Raw genomic sequence first — 22846 nt, forward strand, 5'->3', positions numbered from 1 at the left:
ATAAAATCTAAAAAAAATGGAGAATAACAACAAAAGAAAGGAAGCTTTATTATACCACGCAAAGCCAACTCCTGGAAAAATTCAAGTAGTACCTACAAAAAAATATGCCACGCAAAGAGATTTGTCTTTAGCCTATTCACCAGGTGTTGCTGAGCCTTGTTTAGAAATTGCAAAAGACGTAGATAACGTTTATAAATACACCGCAAAAGGAAATTTAGTTGCTGTAATTACCAATGGAACAGCGGTTTTGGGACTTGGAGACATCGGCCCCGAAGCTTCAAAACCAGTAATGGAAGGGAAAGGACTTTTGTTCAAAATATTTTCGGATATCGATGTGTTTGATATCGAAATTGGAACCAAAAATGTTGACGAATTCATCGAAACAGTAAAAAATATTGCTCCCACTTTTGGTGGAATTAACCTTGAAGATATCAAAGCGCCTGAGTCTTTTGAAATCGAAAGGCGATTGGTAGAAGAACTAAATATTCCTGTGATGCATGATGACCAACACGGAACAGCGATTATTTCTTCAGCAGCTTTACTTAATGCATTAGAGCTAGCTGATAAAAAAGCTGAGGATATTAAAATGGTAGTTTCTGGAGCGGGTTCTGCTGCAATTGCATGCGCAGATTTGTACGTGCTTTTAGGGATAAAACCTGAGAATGTGTATATGTTTAATAGTAAAGGCTTGTTGACAAAAGACAATCCTTCTATCTCCGAATTGCAACGCAAATACGCAAGAGAGTGCGAGCCGGTTAGCTTGGAAGAAGCTATGAAAGGTTGTGATTTGTTCCTAGGATTATCTACAGCAGATGTCTTGACACCCGAAATGCTTTTAAGCATGTCCGAAAATCCAATTGTTTTTGCCATGGCCAATCCAAATCCTGAGATTGAATACAATCTAGCCATCGCTACTCGCAAAGACATCATTATGGCAACGGGACGTTCGGATTATCCGAATCAAGTAAATAACGTATTGGGATTCCCTTATATTTTTAGAGGTGCTTTAGATGTTCGTGCTACCAAAATCAACGAAGCAATGAAAATGGCTGCCGTTAGAGCATTGGCATCTTTGGCCAAAGAATCCGTGCCTGAACAAGTAAATGTTGCTTACGGAGCTACGAAACTAACTTTTGGTCGTGAGTATATTATCCCAAAACCTTTCGACCCAAGATTGATTGCGGTAGTTGCTCCAGCTGTTGCTAAAGCGGCTATGGAATCTGGTGTAGCACAAAATCCAATTACCGATTGGGAAAAATACAAAGATGACTTGTTAGAACGATTAGGACACGACAACAAATTGGTTCGAATGATTACTACCAGAGCCAAATCAGATCCTAAGTCTATTGTTTTTGCAGAAGCGGATCATTTGGATGTGCTAAAAGCGGCTCAGATTGTTCATGATGAAGGTATTGGATTTCCTATTTTGTTAGGAAACAAAGAAATTATCTTGGAATTGAAAGAAGAAATTGGATTTGATGCTGATGTTACAATCATTGATCCCAAGGAGAAAGAAGAAGAAGGTAGAAGAGACCGCTTCGCCACAGCCTATTGGGAAACCAGAAAAAGAAGAGGAATTTCGTTTTTGGATGCTCAAAAATTAATGCGCGAACGTAATTATTTTGCCGCTATGATGGTCAATGTTGGCGAAGCCGATGCATTAGTTAGTGGACATTCTAGAAGTTATCCTTCTGTAGTGAAACCAATGTTGCAATTGGTAGATAAAGCGCCAGGGGCTTCTATTGTAGCTACTACCAATATAATGATGACCAAACGTGGTCCGATGTTTTTCTCCGATACGGCTATCAATATCAACCCTTCAGCAGATGATTTGGCAAAGATTGCTTTAATGACAGCCAAAACAGCAAGAATGTTTGGAGTAGAGCCTGTAATTGCAATGGTCTCGTATTCTAATTTTGGTTCTTCTACCAATCCAAGCGCAGGAAAAGTTCGTGAGGCAGTAGCATATTTGCATGAAAATTATCCAGATTTATGTATTGATGGAGAAATTCAAGCAGATTTTGCCTTGAATCCAGAAATGTTAAAAGCTAAATTCCCTTTTTCTAAACTAGCGGATAAAAAAGTTAATACTTTGGTGTTTCCAAATTTAGAATCGGCTAATATTACTTATAAACTCTTGAAAGAATTGAATAAAGTAGAATCCATTGGTCCAATTATGTTGGGAATGGGTAAACCAGTTCATATTTTTCAGTTGGGTGCTAGTGTAGAAGAAATGGTAAATATGTCTACGATTGCTATCATCGACGCACAAGAAAAACAAAAGAAAAAAGTAGCTAATTAAACAAAATAAAGAACAACAAAAGTCTAGCAGATGGTTTTCAGTCAAATGCTGGACTTTTTTGTTATATTTGGTTCGTTAAAACAAATAAATGATTGCACATTTACAAGGTAAATTAGTAGAAAAATCGCCAACCCATATCGTTATAGATTGTGGTGGTGTGGGGTATCATATCAATATCTCGTTACACACTTATTCGTTATTGCCCAACACTGATTTTGTTAAAGTATTTACCCATCTTCAAATCAAAGAAGATGCTCATACTTTATACGGTTTCATAGAAAAATCCGAAAGAGAAATTTTTCGTTTACTATTATCGGTTTCAGGAATAGGTGCGGGTATTGCTAGAACAATGCTTTCTTCTTTGGACCCTAAACAAATTACTAATGCTATTGGTTCAGGCGATGTGGCTACAATTCAGTCCATAAAAGGAATTGGAAACAAGACGGCACAGCGCGTTATTTTGGATTTGAAAGAAAAAATAGTAAAATTATACGATTTAGATGAACTTTCAGTATCGCAAAGCAATACAAACAAAGATGAAGCGTTATCTGCTCTAGAAGTTTTAGGTTTTGTTCGAAAGACTTGCGAGAAAGTTATCGAAAAAATTGTCTTAGCCGAACCTGACGCTACTGTTGAAACAATTATTAAGAAAGCCTTAAAAAGTTTGTAAAAGAACCAAGAGAGTCCCATTGCATGCATAAAATTTGTATTTTTTTACTTGTTGTATGTGCCAGTTTTGTATCGTATGGTCAAGTAAATCCATCGGTTCAGGATACGGTAAAAAAAGGATATACGGTAGGGAAACTTCAAATTAAAGACCCTAAAAGTATCTTATCTTCCTACACTTATGATCCTGAAACTGATCGATATGTGTATACAAACTCTATTGACGGAATCACCATCAATTTCCCAATAATACTGACTCCTGCAGAGTACGAAAAGTTAGTGCTGCAAGAATCAAGACGCAATTATTTTAAGAAAAAAGCCGATGCCATTGATGGTAAAAAGAAGGGAGCTGAAGAAGCTAAAAAGGATTTGTTGCCTCGATTTTATGTGAAGTCTAGTTTTTTTGAATCGGTTTTTGGAAGTAACACTATTGATGTAAAACCCACAGGTTCTGTAGAAATGGATCTTGGGGTGCGCTATACCAAACAAGACAATCCTTCTTTTTCTCCTAGAAATAGAGCCAATACCTCTTTTGATTTCGATCAACGCATCAGCATGAGTTTAATGGGAAAAGTGGGAACCCGATTAGGAGTAAATGCCAATTATGACACCCAATCTACTTTTGCCTTTCAAAACTTAATCAAGTTAGAATTTACGCCATCAGAAGATGATATTATTCAAAAAATAGAAGTAGGTAACGTGAGCATGCCACTTAATAGCTCCTTAATTCGTGGGGCTCAGAGTTTGTTTGGGGTAAAAACGCAATTGCAGTTTGGAAAAACTACACTTACCGGAATTTTTTCTGAACAAAAATCACAAACGAAAAGTTTAGTTGCCGAAGGAGGTGGAACTGTTCAGAATTATGAGCTTTTTGCTTTGGATTATGACAATGATCGTCACTTTTTCTTGTCTCAATATTTTAGAAGCCGATATGACAAAGCCCTAGAAGGCTATCCTTTTATTGATAGTAGGGTACAAATTACACGTATCGAGGTTTGGGTGACCAATAAGCAAAATAGAGTAAATGCTACTTCGAACAATTTAAGAAATATTATTGCACTTCAGGATTTAGGAGAAGCACAATTAACGGGTTTGACAGATAATGAAGTGGTCGTTTTGAATCCTTCAACAGGAATTTTTAATAATCAGGCGAATTCACCTTCTGATAACTCGAACAATGATTATGACCCTGCTCAAATCACTTCAGGAACGGGATTGTTGAATTCAAATATTAGAGAAATTGCTACCTCAAGTTCTGGTTTTAATACCACCGTTACCGAAGGAAGAGATTATTCGAAGTTAGAAAATGCTCGAAAACTTACAGCTAATGAGTATACTTTTAATTCAAAATTAGGGTTCATCTCATTACAACAGCGTTTGAGTAATGATGAGGTTTTGGCGGTGGCGTATCAATACACCATTGGAGATCAGGTCTATCAAGTTGGAGAATTTGGTAATGACGGAGTAGATGCAACGAATGTAGTTGGAGGAAACAATAATGTACCTCAGGCGATTATTACTCAAAGTTTGATTTTGAAAATGCTGAAAAGCAACTTAACCAATGTGAAGGATCCAATTTGGAACTTGATGATGAAAAATATCTACCAAGTGCCAGGCGGCTATCAACTGAAACAAGAAGATTTCCGAATGAATATCTTATACGCTGACCCTTCGCCAATCAATTATATTACTGAGGTTCCAGGAACTCCTTTTCCCTCAAGTCCTACTCCAGAAAATAAAGTTGCAGAAACGCCTTTATTAAAAGTTTTTAACTTAGATCGTCTTAATTTTAACAACGATCCACAAGCGGGTGGTGATGGTTTTTTTGATTTTCTTCCGGGAACAACTATCGATGCTCAGAATGGTCGAATTATGTTTACCACGAAAGAACCGTTTGGTGAGCTTATATTTTCAAAATTACAAACACCAAATTCTGTAGAAAATTATAAAGATGTAGATACCTATAACCCCAATCAAAAGAAGTATGTTTTTAGAAGTATGTATCGTAATACTCAAGCAGGAGCATTACAAGACATCGATAAAAACAAGTATTTGATTAGAGGAAAATACAAATCATCAAGTGGTGACGGAATTCCAATTGGGGCACTCAATGTTCCTCAAGGCTCTGTAGTGGTTACAGCTGCAGGAAGACGCTTGGTAGAGGGGGTTGATTATAGTGTAAATTACCAGTTAGGGCGCGTGCAAATTTTGGACCCTTCTTTGCTAGCTTCTAATACACCTATCGAAGTTTCTTTAGAAAACAATTCTATTTTTGGTCAGCAAACCAGACGTTTTATGGGTTTAAATGTAGAACATAAAATATCTGATAAATTTGTTTTAGGTGGTACTTATTTGAAAATGACGGAAAGGCCATTTACACAAAAATCCAATTATGGACAGGAGTCTGTAAACAATACTATTTTTGGTTTCAATGGAAATTTTGCGACCGAAGTGCCTTTTTTTACTCGTTTGGTCAATAAGTTGCCTAATATTGATACGGATGTGCCTTCGAACCTTTCGGTTAGAGGTGAGATAGCATTCTTGAAACCAGATACGCCCAAAGCCGATCGATTTAATGGAGAGTCTACAATTTATGTTGATGATTTTGAGGGTTCTCAATCTACTATTGATTTGCGCTCGCCTTTTGCTTGGAGTTTGTCGTCAACACCTGTTAACGATGGTGAAAGTCTATACAATTTTAACGAAGGTGCCAACGATTTAAGCTATGGTTTTAAAAGAGCCAAACTAGCTTGGTATACCATCGATCCTTTATTTTATACTCAAAAGCCAACAGGGATTTCAAATGATGATATTTCTTTAAACTCAACCCGTAGAATTTTTAGTGAAGAATTATACCCTAACACCGATATTGCGCAAGGACAAACTCAAGTGGTGAACACTCTTGATTTAAGTTATTATCCTCAAGATAGAGGGCCTTACAACAATTCGACTACCTTTGCGAATAACCCAAAAGATAATTTTGGAGGGATTATGCGCGCCATCAATACAACCAATTTTGAACAAGGAAATGTTGAGTATATTCAGTTTTGGGTATTGGATCCTTATGTAGGCAAAGGTAATATCACGCCTATCAATACAGGTAAATTGTATTTTAATTTAGGAGAAATATCTGAAGACATCCTTAAGGATGGGAGGAAACAATATGAAAATGGTTTGGGACTGGATCAAATTTTGGTGACTCCAAAGCCTATTTGGGGAGAGGTTCCTGCTTCGCAATCCTTGATTTATGCTTTTGATGGAAATACCTCTAATAGAACCAATCAAGACATTGGGTTAGATGGTATGAAAAACGAGCAAGAAGCAACAGTATATTCTAACTACACTTCAGAACCTGATCCCGCAGGTGACGATTATACCTATTTCGCTAATACGACAGGAGGAGTTTTAGATCGTTATAAAAATTACAATGGAACAGATAAAAACTCAGCGGTTAATATTTCGGATGCCAATAGAGGGTCTACTACTTTTCCTGACGTTGAAGATATTAATCGCGATAATACAATGAATACCATCAATGCGTATTATGAATACAGTATTGATATGAGACCCAATATGAATGTTGGTGAAAATTACATTACTGATATTAGAAATACACAACAAACCTTGCCTGATGGTTCTTCAACAGAAGCACGTTGGATTCAATTTAAAATTCCAGTTTCTCAGCCACAAAATACAATTGGAGGAATATCCGATTTTCGTTCTATCCGATTCATGAGGATGTTCATGACGAATTTTGAATCACCTATTACCCTTCGTTTTGGAGCCTTAGATTTAGTTCGTGGGGAATGGAGAAGGTATACTAATTCTTTGGATTTTAATGATACCAATGTTGCAGATGATGACACCACATTAGATGTTTTAGCTGTCAATATTCAAGAGAATAACGAACGTTGCCCTATAAATTATGTAACCCCTCCTGGAGTAGTAAGAGAACAGCTTTACAACAACAATACTGTCATAAATCAAAACGAACAATCTTTAGCATTACGAGTTTCAGGTAATGGTTTAGAGCCAAACGATTCCAGAGCCGTGTTCAAAAACGTAAGCATTGACATGCGACAGTTCAATAAACTGAAAATGTTTTTACATGCAGAATCTTTGCCAAATGAAGTCGTTTTGAGAGACAATCAAATGGTTGGTTTTATCCGTTTTGGGAATGATTTTACAGAAAATTTCTATCAAATAGAAATCCCTTTACAGGTGACGGCGCCATCCTCAGATTGTAAGGTAGGTGCTTCTTCTGTATGGCCCGAAGCCAATGAAATGGATTTAAAATTAGATTTGTTGACCAAGTTGAAAATTTTGGCGATGAGTATCGATCCTGCAACTTTGCCTCCAGATGGTGTTTTTTATAAATTTGAAGACGAGTTGGATAATTCTTTATCTGGCAAAACCAATAGATTGCGAATAGGAATCAAAGGAAATCCGAATTTTGGTTTGGTTAGAACTTTGATGGTTGGTGTGAAAAGCGATGAATTAAGACTTCCAATTCTTGGGGAGGTTTGGTTTAATGAGTTGCGTATGGCTGATATGGATAACAAAGGTGGTATGGCAGCTTTATTGAATATCGATACCAATATGGCAGATTTTGCTACACTTTCACTAACAGGAAGAAAAACAACCATTGGTTTTGGAGCTTTAGAGCAAGGACCAAACGAACGCAGTAGGGAAGATATTCAACAGTATGGGGTAGTAACTAATTTGAATTTGGGACAACTGTTACCTAAAAAATGGGGAATCAATTTACCGTTTAATTACGGTATCGGGGAGGAAGTAATTACTCCAGAATATGACCCTTTTAATCAAGATATAAAACTCAAACAATTACTTAGGGAGACCACCGATAAAGATGCTAGAGATAATATAGAAAATCGCGCAGTTGATTATACCAAACGAACAAGTATTAACTTTATTGGAGTTAGAAAAGAAAGAAGTCCAGAGCAAAAACCACGTGTATATGATCCAGAGAATTTTACTTTTTCTCAGTCTTACAACGAGGTGGAGCGTCATGATTATGAGATAGAAAGCTATACCGACCAGTTGAGTAATACCACGGTAAATTATGCGTACAGTTTTCAAAACAAACCTTATGAACCATTCAAGAAAAAAACATTTGTAAAGAAAAGCGAGTATTGGAAATGGTTGCAAGATTTCAATTTCAATTTTTTACCAACTAATATCACTTTTAATAGTAGTGTGATTAGACAATACAATCGCCAGCAATTTAGGCAAGTAGATGTGGTTGGAATTGGTTTGGATCCTTTGTATAGAAGAAATTTTGCTTTTAATTATCAATATGGATTTAATTATAACATAACCAAATCTTTAAAGATAAATTATACAGCTTCTTCTAATAACATTGTGAAAAGCTATTTAAACGCCGACGATACACCGATTGATACCTTTACCATTTGGGATAGTTATTTTGATATTGGTGATCCTAATCAACACATGCAACAACTTATTGTCAATTATGATATTCCGCTGAATAAAATTCCAGTATTTGGTTTTGTAAAAGCAAATTTCACTTATCAAGGGGATTATAGTTGGCAACGTGCATCAAATGCTTTTGATAACGTTACGATTGGAGGAGTTGACTATAATTTAGGAAATACGATTCAAAATGCCAATTCAAAAATATTGAACGCTTCCTTTGCTATGGAAACTTTCTATAAATACATTGGACTTTCCAAAAAAACACCAGCTGCGGGTGCTGCTAAACCAAAAGTGGTTGCTCCAAAACCTGGTGAAAAAGTTGTAAACACAGCCGTTAAGCCTTTGCAACAAAGAAGCCCCTTTATGGATGGATTAATTGGGGTCTTGACAAGTGTGAAAAATGTTCAAGTCAATTATACGCACAATAGCGGAACCGTTTTGCCTGGTTTCACGCCAAGTGTTGGTTTCTTGGGTTCTTCACGTCCTTCTCTTGGGTTCATTTTTGGAAGTCAAGACGATATTCGATACGAGTCCGCCAAAAGAGGTTGGCTGACCACTTATCAAGATTTTAATCAAAATTATACGCAAGTAACTAACAAAATACTAAAGGCAACTGCAAATGTTGATTTGTTTCCTGATTTCAAAATAGACTTAACTGCCGATCGTACTTATTCTGAGAATTCATCCGAGCAGTATAGTGCGGTTTCTGGAAATTATTCACCATTGTCACCTTATAGTTATGGAATGTTTTCTATTTCTACGGTATTAATAAAAACAGCTTTTTCGAAAAGTGACGAAAGTGGGTCGGCTGCCTTTGATGACTTTAGGAAAAATCGTTTAACAATCGCTAATCGTTTGGCAGAAGAACGCTATGGGCCAATAATTCCAAGGTATGATGCTACCGCTCTTCCCGCATCTGATGCTACTGCGCCAATAGACAATATAGCTAACCCAAATAATGAAGAAAGAAAGAGAATTATTTCAAATGATGGATTTCCTGAAGGCTATGGTAAAAACAGCCAAGCTGTATTATTGCCGGCTTTTTTGGCTGCTTATACTGGTGGTAATGCCAAAGATGTGTCGACGGGTATTTTTAGAAGTTTTCCTATTCCAAACTGGTCGATAAAGTATAATGGCTTTATGAGGTATACTTTTTTCAAAAACAATTTCAAAAGAGTTTCGCTCTTGCATAATTATCGTGCTTCATATACTATTAATGATTATCGTTCTAATTTTGAGTATACCAAAAAACCGAATGGGGCAGATGCAAGTGGTAATTTTTATAACCCAACGGTGATTTCTAATGTGAATTTGGTTGAACAATTTAGCCCATTAGTTCGTTTGGATTTTGAATTGAAAAACTCTTTCAAAGTATTGACAGAAATCAAAAAAGACCGTGCTTTATCAATGAGTTTTGATAACAATCTATTGACTGAAGTAAAAGGAGTGGAGTATATTGTAGGTTTAGGATATCGATTCAAAGATGTAATTTTCTCTTCTCGTTTGGCAGATAATCCAACGGGTATTATAAAAAGTGACATTAATGTTAAGGCAGATTTATCTTATAGAAACAATCAAACGATTGTTCGCTATTTGGATTATAACAACAACCAATTGGCTGCTGGACAAAATATTTGGCAATTGCGTTTGGCGGCAGATTATGCCTTTAGTAAAAATTTAACCGCTATTTTCTATTATGATCATTCATTCTCAAAAGCGGTAATTTCAACTACTTTTCCTCTCACTAATATTCGTTCTGGATTTACTATTCGTTACAATTTTGGAAATTAATTTGTATTTATTCTATGTAAAAATTCAATACAAGATAGTTATATTTGCCCTTTATTATTAATAACACAACATTTATATATTATGAGCGTACCATCAAATTTAAAGTACACAAAAGATCACGAGTGGGTTAGTATCGAAGGAGATATTGCAACAGTAGGAATTACTCATTTTGCTCAAAAAGAGTTGGGAGATATTGTATATGTAGAAGTAGAAACTTTAGATCAAACGTTGGATAAAGACGAAGTTTTTGGAACAGTTGAGGCAGTTAAAACTGTTTCTGATTTGTTTTTGCCGCTTTCTGGCGAAATCATCGCCTTTAATGATGATTTAGAAAGCGCTCCAGAAACAGTAAATTCTGATCCTTATGGTGCTGGTTGGATGATTAAAGTAAAGATTGCTAATCCTGCTGAAATTGAAGAATTGCTTTCAGACGCTTCTTATAAAGAACTAATTGGTGCATAAACATTTTTTTTTCTTTGTTGCGCTGGCATGGACTTCTTTGATGTGCTACGTTTGTTTGATGAAGTCATCGGATGTTCCTTCTATAAACATTGTAGGAATTGACAAAATAGTCCACATTCTGTTGCATTTGTTTTTTACTTTTTTTTGGGGAATCACTTTGGTCAAAAGCGGCAAATGGAGTAGTTTTTCAAAAGTGATGTATGTTTCTTTTTTGCTTTCTTTCCTATTCGGATTGTTGATTGAGTTCATACAGGGCTATTTTACAGCTACAAGAAGTGCAGATGTTACAGATGTTCTAGCGAATATATTTGGAGCTTTTTTTGCAATCGCTCTTTTATATCAATTCAAAGAAAAAGTAGAAGTCCAATAAAATTTTTAAAAATCCCATTTCGATGGGATTTTTTTTTGAATTATAGCAGCGTTTATTTTTAAAGTTTCTTTCTTGAAAATCTTGTTTTTGTTGGTAAGTATAGAGAAAAAGTGGACTTCGCACCGGTGTATTCAATTAATAATGTATTTTTGTATGACTTATTTATCAATTCCAATTCCTTGTTAAAATGGATGTTAGAGCCTACCTAGATTCAACCTATTTAAAGACTAACCAACAAGCTAATTTATCAGAAGCCGAAAATGTATTGGTTGCAAAATCCTTTATTGAAGAGGCGATTCGAGAGCATTTCAAACTTATTATGATTCGCCCAGATCGAGTGGCTTTGGCAAAAAAAATGATTCAAGAAGCGCAATCTAACGTATTAGTGGGAACAGTGATTGATTTTTCCAAAGGCCAATCTGATTTGGCAACCAAACTAGCTGAAGCACAACAAGCCATAGTCGACGGAGCGGATGATTTGGATTTTGTTTGTAATTATGAAGCGTTTAAAAGAGGTGAAATTGCTTTAGTTAAAGAGGAGATTTTGAAAGGAACTCAAATGGGATTGGCACATAAAAAAACAGTAAAATGGATTATTGAAGTAGCGGCTTTGAATAATGGTCAAATTATACAACTTTCAGCCTTGATCAAAAATGTAGTTATGCAAAACTTTAAAGAGGAGCAATACGCTGCTGTTTTTGTAAAATCCTCTACTGGGTTTTATGTAACGCCTAACAATGAGCCTAACGGTGCTACTGTCGAAACCATTAAGATAATGCTAGAGAATGCTTCTCCTTTACCTGTAAAAGCTGCTGGTGGTGTTCGTAATTATGCGGATGCAGTCGAAATGATACAGCTTGGTGTACAACGTATAGGAACTTCGGGAGCAAAAGCCATTGTAGATGGTGCGAATACTCAAAATGGATATTAATTTCTAATAGATAACTATGAACAAACTTTACAGTGCGCTGTTCTTTTTCCTTGGATTAAACTGGTGTTGTAGCCAAAACCTGAATGTTTCGGCTTTTAATGAAGTGGAGCGTTTTCCTGTTTTTGCAACTTGTGAAAATCTTCAGCCAAAAGAAGTAGAAAAATGTTTTTACGATCAAGTACAAGATTTTGTATATTCTAACTTTAAAGTACCTCAAAACGATTCTTTTAAAGGTAATGTAAAAGTGCTGTTTGAGGTTACCGTAGAAGGAAAATTTAAAGTGTTGTATGTTGACGCAGTTGTTGATTCATATGCTGCAGAAGCAAAGAGAGTTATCGAAAGTATGCCCAAAGTGAGTCCTGCTACTTATAATGGTAAACCAACTTATTCTAAATATACAATTGCAATTGCCATTCCTTTGAAATCAAAAGAACAGTTCGAAGCGGAAGCACTTGCCAAAGCGGAAATTCTAAATGTTAGAAGTCCAAAGCTAACAGAATTAGATAGTATTGTTTATAAAAAATACCGTAATCCAGAGTATGAAAGTCATTTAAATGTGCCTTTTTCGCACAGTCTTTATGCGCAGTTTGATGCTAAGATGAATCAAGTGGGAAGTAACAATCATACCGCTTCAAAACCCTATACTTATGCTGAAGTAGCTAAGTATTATAATATGAAGGAAGTTAATGAGCAGTTGAAAAAGAAAGCTTCTGGTTGGTGGGCGAGAAAATTATGGAATGAAAACACTGTTGAGATTCAAGGCGAAGACTATTGGTTTACCTTAAATCCTATTTTTGATTTACAATTGGGGAAAGCTTCTCAAACTGAGAATTCATATACATATGTAAATACTCGTGCGCTAAATTTTAGAGGAGGACTAGGAAAACAATTGAATTTTACCACAACCGTTTTTGAAAGTCAAGGGCGTTTTGCAGATTATTATAATCAATATGCAGAATCGATTAAGCCTTCGGGAGGAAATCCTGCGATAATTCCAGGAGTTGGTATCGCCAAAAGATTCAAAGACGATGGGTATGATTTTCCTTTGGCGGAAGCTAATATTACTTTTACGCCAAATAAGTTTATTGATTTGCAGTTGGGATACGGAAGAAACTTTATTGGTGATGGTTATCGTTCTTTGTTTGAAAGTGATGGTGCTAGTCCTTATCCTTTTTTTAAAATCAATACTAATTTTTGGAAAATAAAATATACTAATACGTATATGTGGCTAAAAGATGTGCGTCCAGAAGTGACTGTAGATCGAACGTATGCTACCAAATTTATGGCAAATCATTATTTGAGCTGGAATGTTTCGAATCGTTTGAATTTAGGTTTTTTTGAATCTGTAGTTTGGACAAAAGACAACAATCGAGGCTTCGATATGAGCTTTGTGAATCCTATTATTTTTTACCGTGCGGTAGAGTTTGGATCGTCATCCAGAAGCGGAAATGCTTTGTTAGGATTAACTTTTAAGTACAAATGGGATGCATCTATTAATGCATATGGACAATTTTTGCTAGATGAATTCTCGTTGGGTGACGTTAAAGGAGGAGATAATAGTTGGAAAAACAAATTCGGATATCAAGTAGGGGTAAAGTACTACAATGCATTCAAAGTAAAGAATCTTTTATTGCAGTTAGAATACAATCATGTGCGCCCTTATGTCTATTCACACAGTAATCCTATTACGAATTACGCACATAATAATCAGAGTTTGGGACATCAATGGGGAGGAAATTTTAGAGAGTTAATTGCGATTGCTCGCTATAACAAGGGAAGGCTTTTTGCGGATGCTAAAGTTACTGCAGGAACACGTGGTCTTGATTTTAATACTACTGAAGATAATTTTAACTATGGAGGGAATATATATAAAGATTATGATGAAAAGCGTCCTTTTGATACAGGTGTAAAAGTGGGGCAAGGGAATAAAACAAAAGTATTTATAGCGGACATCCAAGGAGGCTATTTAGTCAATCCAACTACCAATCTGAAGTTTTTTGCTAGTTACATTTATAGAAGTTTTGATCCTTCAAAAAACACAGCTGCGACTTTTAATCAGAGCACGAATTGGGTGACAGTGGGCGTTCGATCCGATATTTTTAATTTCTATTTTGATTATTAATAGGCCAGTTTTTAATAGAAACTTTTTTTATGAGTTGTTTTTTGTCAAATCCCTTTTGATAACCTACTTTTGCAAAAGTTTTTATAAAAATAACACTAGTTTTAATCGTTTTGACAAATACAGTTTCCTTAAAATCCATTTATTTAGATTTCAAAGCCATCACTAAAGCGGGTCTTGCCATTAGTGTTGTTTTTTCTTCTATTGCTGGTTTTGTATTGGGGATAGATCATTTCGAAGTAAGTACTTGCTGGATATTACTTAAGTTAGCGATTGGTGGGTATTGCATGGTTGGCGCTTCTAATGCATACAATCAGGTTATAGAAAAGGACTTAGATGCTCTAATGGATCGAACTAAAAATCGACCAGTGGCTTCTGGAAGAATGCAACCAAGAGTAGCAGTAGTTGTGGCTACATTGTTAACTATCTTGGGATTGGCATTGTTATATAGTATAAATCCAAAATCAGCCATGTTTGGTGCGATTTCGATTTTTTTATATACTAGTATTTATACGCCACTAAAGACAATGACATCCTTGTCAGTTTTTGTTGGTGCGTTTCCGGGAGCAATACCGTTTATGTTAGGATGGGTAGCGGCTACAGGTGAATTTGGGATTGAAGCAGGCACCTTGTTTTTGATTCAGTTTTTCTGGCAATTTCCTCATTTTTGGGCTATAGGTTGGTTTTTGTATGAAGACTATGAAAAAGCAGGCTTTTTTATGTTGCCAACAGGAAAAAAAGATAATGGAACGGCTTTGCAGATTATTTTATATACCATTTGGTTAATTATTGCTTCTCTTTTACCGATGTTTGGCTATACAGGTTCACTTTTTTTAACACCTGTTGCGGCTGTTCTAGTGTTTTTGTTGGGATTGTGGATGCTTTTTTATGCAGTAAAAGTATACCAATTGCGTACAACCAAGTCGGCGAGAACTTTGATGTTGGTAAGTGTTTCTTATATTACTTTGTTACAATTAATATATATAGTAGATAAATTTTTAAGATAGTATGGATATGACAATGACTAAAGATGAGCATCAATCCAGAACCGCAAGATCCTATAAGTTGATTTTGTTGTTTGCTATGGTAAGTATGACCATGATGTTTGCAGGATTAACAAGTGCTTTTGTGGTGAGTAAATCAAGAGTGGATTGGTTGAAAGATTTTCAATTACCTCCTGCTTTTTTTATCAGCACTTTTGCTATTTTGGCCAGTAGTATTACGTTTCATTTAGCTAAGAAAGCTATTCAAAGAGACAATCAGAAAGCTACAACCCAATGGTTATTGATTACATTAGTATTAGGAATTGTATTTGTAGTATTGCAGTTTATAGGTTTTGGTCAAATTGTAGCTAAAGGATATTATTTTACAGGACCAGCTAGTTCTATTACTACTACATTCCTTTATATTGTGACTGTTATGCACTTGTTACACTTGGCTGGAGGATTAATTTCACTGCTAATTATTATTTATAATCATTTTAAACAAAAATATAGCGCAACTCAATCTCTTGGAATTGAACTGGGTGTAATGTACTGGCATTTCCTTGATTTATTGTGGATTTATTTATTTTTGTTTTTATATTTCTTTAAATAAGAAAAAAATGTAAATTTGGAAACTTTTTAACGAATTAATTTTTATGGGAGCGACAGTTACTACTGCAAACAACGACGAAAAGATATGGAGTGGCGGAAATGAGCCAATGGGAGCAAGTTATGGTAAATTAATGATGTGGTTTTTTATCGTGTCAGATGCCTTAACCTTCTCAGGTTTCCTTGCAGCTTATGGATTTTCTAGATTTAAATTTATTGAAACTTGGCCTTTAGCCGACGAAGTGTTCACTCACTTTCCATTTTTACACGGAGTATCAGCTCCTATGTATTATGTAGCCTTAATGACTTTTATCTTGATTTTCTCTTCTGTAACAATGGTATTGGCTGTTGATGCAGGACATCAAATGAAGAAAGATAAAGTGGCGCTTTATATGTTTTTGACCATCATCGGAGGTTTAATTTTCGTAGGTTCTCAAGCATGGGAGTGGAAAAACTTTATTAAAGGAGAGTATGGTGCAGTAGAAACAACAGGAGGAAGTTTACTTCAGTTTGTTGATAAAGACGGAAAACGCGTAGCTTTGGCAGACTTTGCTAAAACATTACCAGAAGAGCGTGAGCAATTGACTCGTAGCAAAGCCAAATGGTTTATGAGTGAGCCAGCCTTACCTTCTTATTCAGTAGCTGAAATTCAAGCAGGTTTCAAAGCGAATCCAGATTTATTGGTGAGAACAGAAACTATCACAAAAGACAAAAAGAAATTAGTGCTTTCAAGAGCAGAGTCTGAAGCTAGATTAGCGGATGCAAAATTGGTTATTGAAGGTGCTAACTTAACACATAACGAATACGGAAGTAAATTATTTGCTGACTTCTTTTTCTTTATTACAGGATTTCACGGATTTCACGTATTTTCTGGAGTTGTAATTAACATCATTATCTTTTTTAATGTATTGTTAGGTACCTACGAAAAACGTAGAAGTTACGAAATGGTAGAGAAAGTTGGTTTATACTGGCATTTTGTAGATTTAGTTTGGGTATTTGTATTTACCGTATTTTATCTTGTTTAATTTTAAAGGAACTTATTATTATGTCACACGAACACGTTTCTAACACAAAAAGAATTTGGTTTGTTTTCGGTTTATTATCTGTGGTAACTACAGTTGAAGTTATCTTGGGTATTATCAAACCTGAATCATTACATTATACTAATTTTCTTGGAATGAACTTGCTAAATTGGATATTTTACATATTGACAATTGTTAAAGCGTATTATATTGTTTGGGCTTTTATGCACATGGAAGGAGAAAAAAAATCTTTGCAAAGTGCCGTAGTTGCTCCGCTAATATTTTTAATTTTATATTTACTTTTTATTCTATTAACTGAAGGTGATTATGTATTCGGGGTTTTTAAAAATTCTATCATTAAATGGAATTTTTAACTAAATATTAATTCAGAAAAGAGCTCCGAAATATCGGAGCTTTTTTTATTTTTACACTCTCAATTCCACCCTTCTGATGAAAAAAAATATTGTTCTTTTTGTCTTGTTTATTCTTCCAATAGTAGCTTATTTGTTTTTTGCCTCTGGAGTGAATAGTTTTACCAAATTGCCTACAATTACTTCGAAAGTTACCGATTTTGGCAATTGGAAATCGTTGCGCGGCGATGAGGTTCGTTTAGATGGAAAAATAACTGTTCTAGGTTTCTCAGGTACTAATTTGCTTGCTAACAGAGGTAATTTGTTCAATTTGAATCAAAAGATTTATCAGCGTTATCATACCTTCAAAGATTTACAGTTCGTTATGCTTTGTCCACTTGGAACCGAAAAAGATGCCCAAGCTGTTTTAGAAGCCTTGAAAGCTTTTACCGATGTGAAACAATGGAATTTTGTTTTCGCAGCTCCAGAAGAAATTGCAAACTTTTATAAAAAAATGCAACTTAAGAGTCAATTGGACTCAAATTATGGTACTCCTAATGTTTTTATTTTTGATAAAGAACGTAATCTTAGAGGAAGAAAAGATAAAGAGGAATACAAAGAAGGTTATAACACTTTTCATCCAGCAGAGTTGAGTAACGAAATGCTTGATGACTTTAAGATCCTTTTGTACGAGTACAAAGCAGCTTTGAAAAAGAATAATAACGCTACTAAACAATTGTAATATGTTTAAGAATAAATCATATATCGGGATTTCCTTTATCATTTTAATTTTTGGAATTTATGCGATTCCTAAAATTATTGATCGTGTACAAGGCAATGCAATTGTGAAATCGGATCGATTGGATAAAGATAATGGATCTGGAATTGCCGCAGAAAGTTTGGAAGATATAGGTAAAGCACCGTCTTTTGAATTGATTAATCAAAACAATAAAACCATCAATAATGCATCTTATGAGGGTAGAGTTTATGTTTTAGAGTTTTTCTTCACGACCTGTCCTTCCATTTGTCCAAAGATGAATTTGAGTATGTTGCAAATCGAGAAAACCTTTTTTGGTAACCCTAATTTTGGTATTGTTTCAATTACCATAGATCCAAAAACAGATACTCCTGAAGTTTTAAAAGCGCATACTAAGTTATTGGGTGTTAAATCCTCAAATTGGAATTTTTTAACTGGAGATAAATCGGCAATTTTTGATTTGGCTAATAAAGGATTTAATCTATATGCTGCTGCTAATAATAAAGTGAGTGGTGGTTTTGAACATTCTGGTTTATTTGCTTTAATTGACAAAAAAGGACATATTCGTTGTAGAAATGATGAGTTTGGAAATCCTATTTTGTACTATGATGGATTAGATAAAAAAGGTGTTAAAGACATTCAAGAAGATATTAAATTACTTTTAAAAGAATAAAATGGAACAAAATACAGTTGAGCAGAAATACAATAAATGGATTGTTTTATTATCAATTTTAATCCCGGTAGCCGTTGCTATATTGTTTAAAGTTAAATTAAAAGACTTTGGAATTGAAGTGGCTCCTTTACGTTTTTTACCTCCAATTTATGCTACAATTAATGGAATAACAGCAATTTTATTAATTTGGGCAGTATTGGCAATCAAAAGAGGGAATAGACGTTTACACGAAAATTTAATGAAAACCGCCATAGGTTGTTCATTAGCTTTTTTGGTGATGTATATTGCTTATCATATGACTACAGATTCAACCAGTTACGGAGGAGGAGGAGTGTTGCGTTATGTTTATTTCTTTATTCTTTTATCGCATATTCTGTTGTCTATTGCCGTAATTCCTTTGGTGCTTATTACTTATGTTCGTGCTTTGGCAGAAAGATTTGATAAACATAAGAAAATTGCAAAGATCACCTTCCCAATTTGGTTATATGTAGCAGTAACTGGAGTAATCGTTTATTTAATGATAGCGCCGTATTATGCGAGTTAAAGTAAAAAGTCAGAAGAGAGAAATAAGAAGTAGTAAATTACAATTCCTGCTTTTGGGAATTTGTTTTTTTCTTTTTGAATTTTCTTCATATGCACAATGCGCGATGTGTAGAGCAGCATTAACAAGTGAAGGCAATGCTACTAAAGCAGCAGCAGTTAATGACGGAATTGTCTACTTAATGGTAATTCCATATCTTTTAGTAGCTGTACTTGGGTATTATATTTATCGAATGAAAAAGAAAAAATCATAATAAGATGAAAGGCTGAATTATTAATTTCAGCCTTTTTTGTAGTTATTTCAGTCCGTCTATGGTGACTTTAACGTTTCCTTTAATATTAATAAAAGCGATGATGGCTTGATTGGTTAATTGAATTTTTTGAAATTTAATGTCCTCCATTTTTCCATTTACAAAAACACCTGGCAATGGTGAATAATTATTGAGGTAACTCATCATACTTTTTTTACCTTCTTCTAAATTGGGCTGAATGGAATACCTACAGTTAGTTTCAATTTTGCGCAAGATAATTCCTTGCGCAAGCCAATTGGCGGTTCTTATTAGTTTGTCTTTGGTGTCTAAAACATAATCTAATTTATCAAAATAAATTTCTTTAGTTTTTTCGTTGTATTGCGGGAAACCTGATAGATATATGGTACCATTAACACTTCCCAATAAATCTAAAGCAATTACCATTTTGTCGTTTTTGTGCCAAATGTTTACGTTTTGAACGCTAACTTTTTTACTGCCAGAACCAAAAACTTGACCGCTAAAGTTTTTCGTCATAATTCTTGAAGCTTCTTGGTACGTTGAAACTGCTGCAATATTGGTATTGATTTGTTGTGGAATTTGTGTTACGGGTTTTAGTACTATTTTATTTTTATCATATTTTGACGTAGGTTTTACTCCAATTAGAGTTTCCATGTTGCATTTCATTCCCATTTCTAAAACAAAAGTATCATTTTTTAATCGGGCATTGGTAGTATAGACTTCAATAGGTGAAATTCGTAACCAACTCGAATAGGCTTGGCTCATTTCAAAAGGAGTACATATCTTCTCTAAAGCTTCTAAAACATTAGGTTTGAAATCCATTGATTTTTCAATCGAATCATCGATTTTCTTTTCGATTTTTGATCTGAAAAGACTTATGGTTGGGTTGATAATGTAAGTGATGGGTACATTTTTTCCAAGCACTACCATGGTTGGACTCTCTTTCCAATCCAAAGATTTCAATTCGGTTTTGGTATGCATGCGCCAATTGGCAAGGTTTACTTCGCTATTTAGAGTAACCACCCCATTCAAGTTGAATTCTTTGTAGGTGTACAATGCTACGCCTAATTTTTTGGTTCCGATGCGGTATTTTACCCACACTTTCAGTGGTAAAACGGTTTTGATTTTTTCGATGGTTCCTTCGTGTGCATTGTTGATGCTTATAGGAGCTTCTTTCCAAACTTTCAACTCAATGTCATCGTCTTCAATAGTGTTGTCTTCATAGATCAAACCATTTAGGGTAGTATTGGTCTTGTTTTCAATGTCTTTTAGTTTGATTGTTACCGGGAGATTAATAAACGAAGGGCTGCTTTCGTATACTAAGGGAACTGCGTCGTCTGGTTCTGGTTTTAAGGTGGCAATTTTGTTAGCTGTTGAACAACTTGCAGATAGTAGAATAAGCAGTAATAAGGAACAGATAAAAATAAATTTTGACATCTATTGTAGGTTTGTTTTTTGTAAAAGTACTAAAACAAATATTATTCCAAATATTTTGTAACATTTTCAAAGCAAAAGAGTCTTATCGGGTAGAATGCTTTAAGGTTTAACTTTTTATTATCACAAATTAGGAGTAAAAAGTAATAGTATTGATAAAAATTGTTTAAGATGATTGAAATTAAAGATTTACATAAATCCTATAAAATGGGATCTTCGGAGTTACATGTTTTAAAAGGAATTAATTTCAATATTCAAGAAGGAGAGTTGGTGGCCATCATGGGGTCTTCAGGTTCTGGTAAATCAACATTACTTAATATTTTGGGAATTTTGGATGAAGCCGATTCGGGTAGTTACACTCTCGATGGTGTGCCTATAAAAAAATTAAACGAAACCATAGCTTCCAAATACCGTAATCAGTTTTTAGGGTTTGTATTTCAGTCTTTTAATTTGATTAATTACAAAACGGCTTTAGATAATGTAGCCATGCCTTTGTATTATCAGGGGATAAAAAGAAAAGAACGCAACGAAATAGCTATGGCTTACTTAAAAAAAGTAGGGTTAGATAGCCATTCTCATCATTTGCCTAATGAACTTTCTGGGGGACAAAAGCAAAGGGTTGCAATAGCTAGAGCTTTGGCTTCAAATCCAAAAGTATTATTGGCTGATGAGCCTACAGGAGCTTTGGATACCAAAACCTCTTATGAAGTAATGGAATTGATTCAGGGGATTAATGATGAAGGAAAAACGATTCTGATTGTGACACACGAACCTGATATTGCTGCCATGTGCAAGCGTAATGTAGTTCTTAAAGATGGGTTGATTATAGATGATAAATTAGTAGAACAAGTTAGAGCTTCTTCTTATGTTTAATACGGAACGCTGGCAGGAAATTTTTGAGGCGATTGCCAAGAACAAGTTGAGAACTTTCTTGACAGGAATCTCTGTGGCGTCTGGTATCTTTATTTTGGTTATTTTATTGGGTGCAGGTAAAGGATTGCAAAACGGAATTGCCAAGCAATTCGAGCGTGATGCAGAAGGAATAATAGAAGTTTGGACGGGTACCACAACCAAAGAATATAAGGGGTTAAATCCTGGAAGAGAAGTGCAGTTTAGGAATAGTGATTATGACTTGGCTGTTACTAAATTCAGTGATAAGTTAGATCGAAGATCTGCTGTGTACTCCTATTGGAATGGTGTTATTGTCTACGGAAAAGAAACCGGGAATTATCAATTCAGAGGAATCTATCCTGATTACTTAGCTTTAGAAAATGCAACCATTGTAAGCGGACGTTTTATCAACGAAAATGATTTATTACATAACGAAAAAGTGGCTGCAATTGGTCAGAAAGTCAAACTGGATTTGTTTAAAGATAAAAATTCTATCGGGGAAGAAATCGTAATTAACAATGTCAATTTTAAGGTTATTGGAGTTTTTACGGATCCATCAGGAGAACGCGAAGAGTCAAGAATCTACTTGCCTATCACCACAACTCAAAAAGCTTTTAGCGTAGGCGACAAAATAAGTAATATGCAATTTACGCTGAATAAAATGGCGACTTATGAAGAAGCATTGGCACAATCTACCAAGTTTACAACAGAATTAGGGCAAATGTTGCGAAGTAAAAATACCGTTGCTCCAGATGATGAAAGCGCAATCGGAATCAATAATTCTATCGAAAATGCCAAACAATTTTATGATTTGAATTTGTATATCCGCCTATTTTTTTGGTGGGTGGGAATATGTACGATTATTGCAGGAGTAGTGGGGGTTAGTAATATTATGTTGATCATTGTAAAAGAGCGAACCAAAGAAATAGGAATCCGAAAAGCACTTGGGGCGTCGCCCATTTCTATTGTTGGCATGATATTACACGAGTCTATTTTTATTACTACCATTGCAGGTTTTGTGGGGTTGCTTTCTAGTTTATTGTTATTAGAATTGGTAGGTCCGTATGTAAAAAGTGATTATTTTTTAAATCCTGAAGTAGATTTTGGGGTAGCTATTACTACTTTAATTTTGTTAGTATTTGCTGGAGCAATGGCAGGTTTTTTCCCCGCCTATCATGCAGCCAAAATCAAACCTATTGTTGCACTTAGAGACGAATAAT

Annotated in this window: 18 protein-coding genes; 17 read left to right on the forward strand and 1 reads right to left on the reverse strand. The window is 35.0% G+C overall.

The features are described 5' to 3' along the window. The first annotated feature begins 16 nt into the window (after positions 1-16). The 15 genes from WFZ86_RS00440 to WFZ86_RS00510 all read left to right on the forward strand — a co-directional run bounded on the left by WFZ86_RS00440 (position 17) and on the right by WFZ86_RS00510 (position 19286). Positions 17-2302, forward strand: coding sequence for an NADP-dependent malic enzyme (locus tag WFZ86_RS00440; protein WP_342690116.1), 2286 nt, complete (start codon positions 17-19; stop codon positions 2300-2302). 88 nt (positions 2303-2390) lie between these two features. Continuing rightward, entirely contained in the window at positions 2391-2972 is a 582-nt protein-coding gene (gene ruvA, locus WFZ86_RS00445) for a Holliday junction branch migration protein RuvA (RefSeq protein WP_342690117.1), read from the forward strand. A gap of 23 nt (positions 2973-2995) precedes the next feature. Further along, positions 2996-10216: a T9SS outer membrane translocon Sov/SprA gene (sov, locus tag WFZ86_RS00450; protein ID WP_342690118.1), complete on the forward strand. Its 7221-nt coding sequence runs from the start codon at positions 2996-2998 to the stop codon at positions 10214-10216. Between the two features lie 81 nt (positions 10217-10297). Next, positions 10298-10678 carry a glycine cleavage system protein GcvH gene (gene gcvH, locus WFZ86_RS00455; protein ID WP_159690201.1) on the forward strand — a complete coding sequence of 127 codons (381 nt, stop codon included), beginning with the start codon at positions 10298-10300 and terminating at the stop codon, positions 10676-10678. Between the two features lie 58 nt (positions 10679-10736). After that, a complete protein-coding gene (locus WFZ86_RS00460) occupies positions 10737-11048 on the forward strand; it encodes a VanZ family protein (protein ID WP_342690119.1) in 312 nt (103 codons plus the stop codon). 187 nt (positions 11049-11235) lie between these two features. Continuing rightward, positions 11236-11979, forward strand: a complete 744-nt coding sequence (gene deoC, locus WFZ86_RS00465; protein WP_342690120.1) for a deoxyribose-phosphate aldolase — start codon at positions 11236-11238, stop codon at positions 11977-11979. A 16-nt stretch (positions 11980-11995) separates the two neighbouring features. After that, positions 11996-14101 (forward strand): gliding motility protein RemB, encoded by a 2106-nt coding sequence (locus WFZ86_RS00470; RefSeq protein ID WP_342690121.1) that lies wholly within the window; start codon positions 11996-11998, stop codon positions 14099-14101. 83 nt (positions 14102-14184) lie between these two features. Further along, entirely contained in the window at positions 14185-15105 is a 921-nt protein-coding gene (gene cyoE, locus WFZ86_RS00475; protein ID WP_425402847.1) for a heme o synthase, read from the forward strand. A gap of 1 nt (position 15106) precedes the next feature. After that, positions 15107-15694 carry a cytochrome c oxidase subunit 3 gene (locus WFZ86_RS00480; RefSeq protein ID WP_342690122.1) on the forward strand — a complete coding sequence of 196 codons (588 nt, stop codon included), beginning with the start codon at positions 15107-15109 and terminating at the stop codon, positions 15692-15694. A 43-nt stretch (positions 15695-15737) separates the two neighbouring features. Further along, a complete protein-coding gene (locus WFZ86_RS00485; RefSeq protein ID WP_342690123.1) occupies positions 15738-16715 on the forward strand; it encodes a cytochrome c oxidase subunit 3 in 978 nt (325 codons plus the stop codon). A 20-nt stretch (positions 16716-16735) separates the two neighbouring features. Then, a complete protein-coding gene (locus WFZ86_RS00490) occupies positions 16736-17086 on the forward strand; it encodes a cytochrome C oxidase subunit IV family protein (protein WP_342690124.1) in 351 nt (116 codons plus the stop codon). A 76-nt stretch (positions 17087-17162) separates the two neighbouring features. Then, the gene (locus tag WFZ86_RS00495) at positions 17163-17804 is read left to right on the forward strand and encodes a hypothetical protein (protein ID WP_342690125.1); all 642 of its coding nucleotides are present in this window, start codon (positions 17163-17165) and stop codon (positions 17802-17804) included. Position 17805: 1 nt separating this feature from the next. Continuing rightward, complete coding sequence (locus WFZ86_RS00500; RefSeq protein ID WP_342690126.1) at positions 17806-18492, forward strand: SCO family protein; 687 nt, start codon at positions 17806-17808, stop codon at positions 18490-18492. Position 18493: 1 nt separating this feature from the next. Further along, complete coding sequence (locus tag WFZ86_RS00505) at positions 18494-19036, forward strand: DUF420 domain-containing protein (protein ID WP_342690127.1); 543 nt, start codon at positions 18494-18496, stop codon at positions 19034-19036. Beyond that, complete coding sequence (locus tag WFZ86_RS00510) at positions 19026-19286, forward strand: hypothetical protein (protein ID WP_342690128.1); 261 nt, start codon at positions 19026-19028, stop codon at positions 19284-19286. The genes WFZ86_RS00505 and WFZ86_RS00510 overlap by 11 nt, the downstream gene beginning before the upstream one ends. A gap of 42 nt (positions 19287-19328) precedes the next feature. On the opposite strand, the gene WFZ86_RS00515 is transcribed toward WFZ86_RS00510, so the two are convergent. Then, positions 19329-20738: a DUF4403 family protein gene (locus tag WFZ86_RS00515; RefSeq protein ID WP_342690129.1), complete on the reverse strand. Its 1410-nt coding sequence runs from the start codon at positions 20736-20738 to the stop codon at positions 19329-19331. A 168-nt stretch (positions 20739-20906) separates the two neighbouring features. Here WFZ86_RS00515 and WFZ86_RS00520 point away from each other — a divergent pair, with 168 nt between their 5' ends. Together WFZ86_RS00520 and WFZ86_RS00525 are read left to right on the forward strand one after the other, a co-directional pair. Beyond that, positions 20907-21608, forward strand: coding sequence for an ABC transporter ATP-binding protein (locus tag WFZ86_RS00520; protein ID WP_342690130.1), 702 nt, complete (start codon positions 20907-20909; stop codon positions 21606-21608). Continuing rightward, a complete protein-coding gene (locus WFZ86_RS00525) occupies positions 21601-22845 on the forward strand; it encodes an ABC transporter permease (protein WP_342690131.1) in 1245 nt (414 codons plus the stop codon). The genes WFZ86_RS00520 and WFZ86_RS00525 overlap by 8 nt, the downstream gene beginning before the upstream one ends. Position 22846: the final 1 nt, after the last annotated feature.

This window comes from Flavobacterium polysaccharolyticum (assembly GCF_038739875.1).
In the GTDB taxonomy this organism is placed as follows: Bacteria; Bacteroidota; Bacteroidia; order Flavobacteriales; family Flavobacteriaceae; genus Flavobacterium; species Flavobacterium polysaccharolyticum.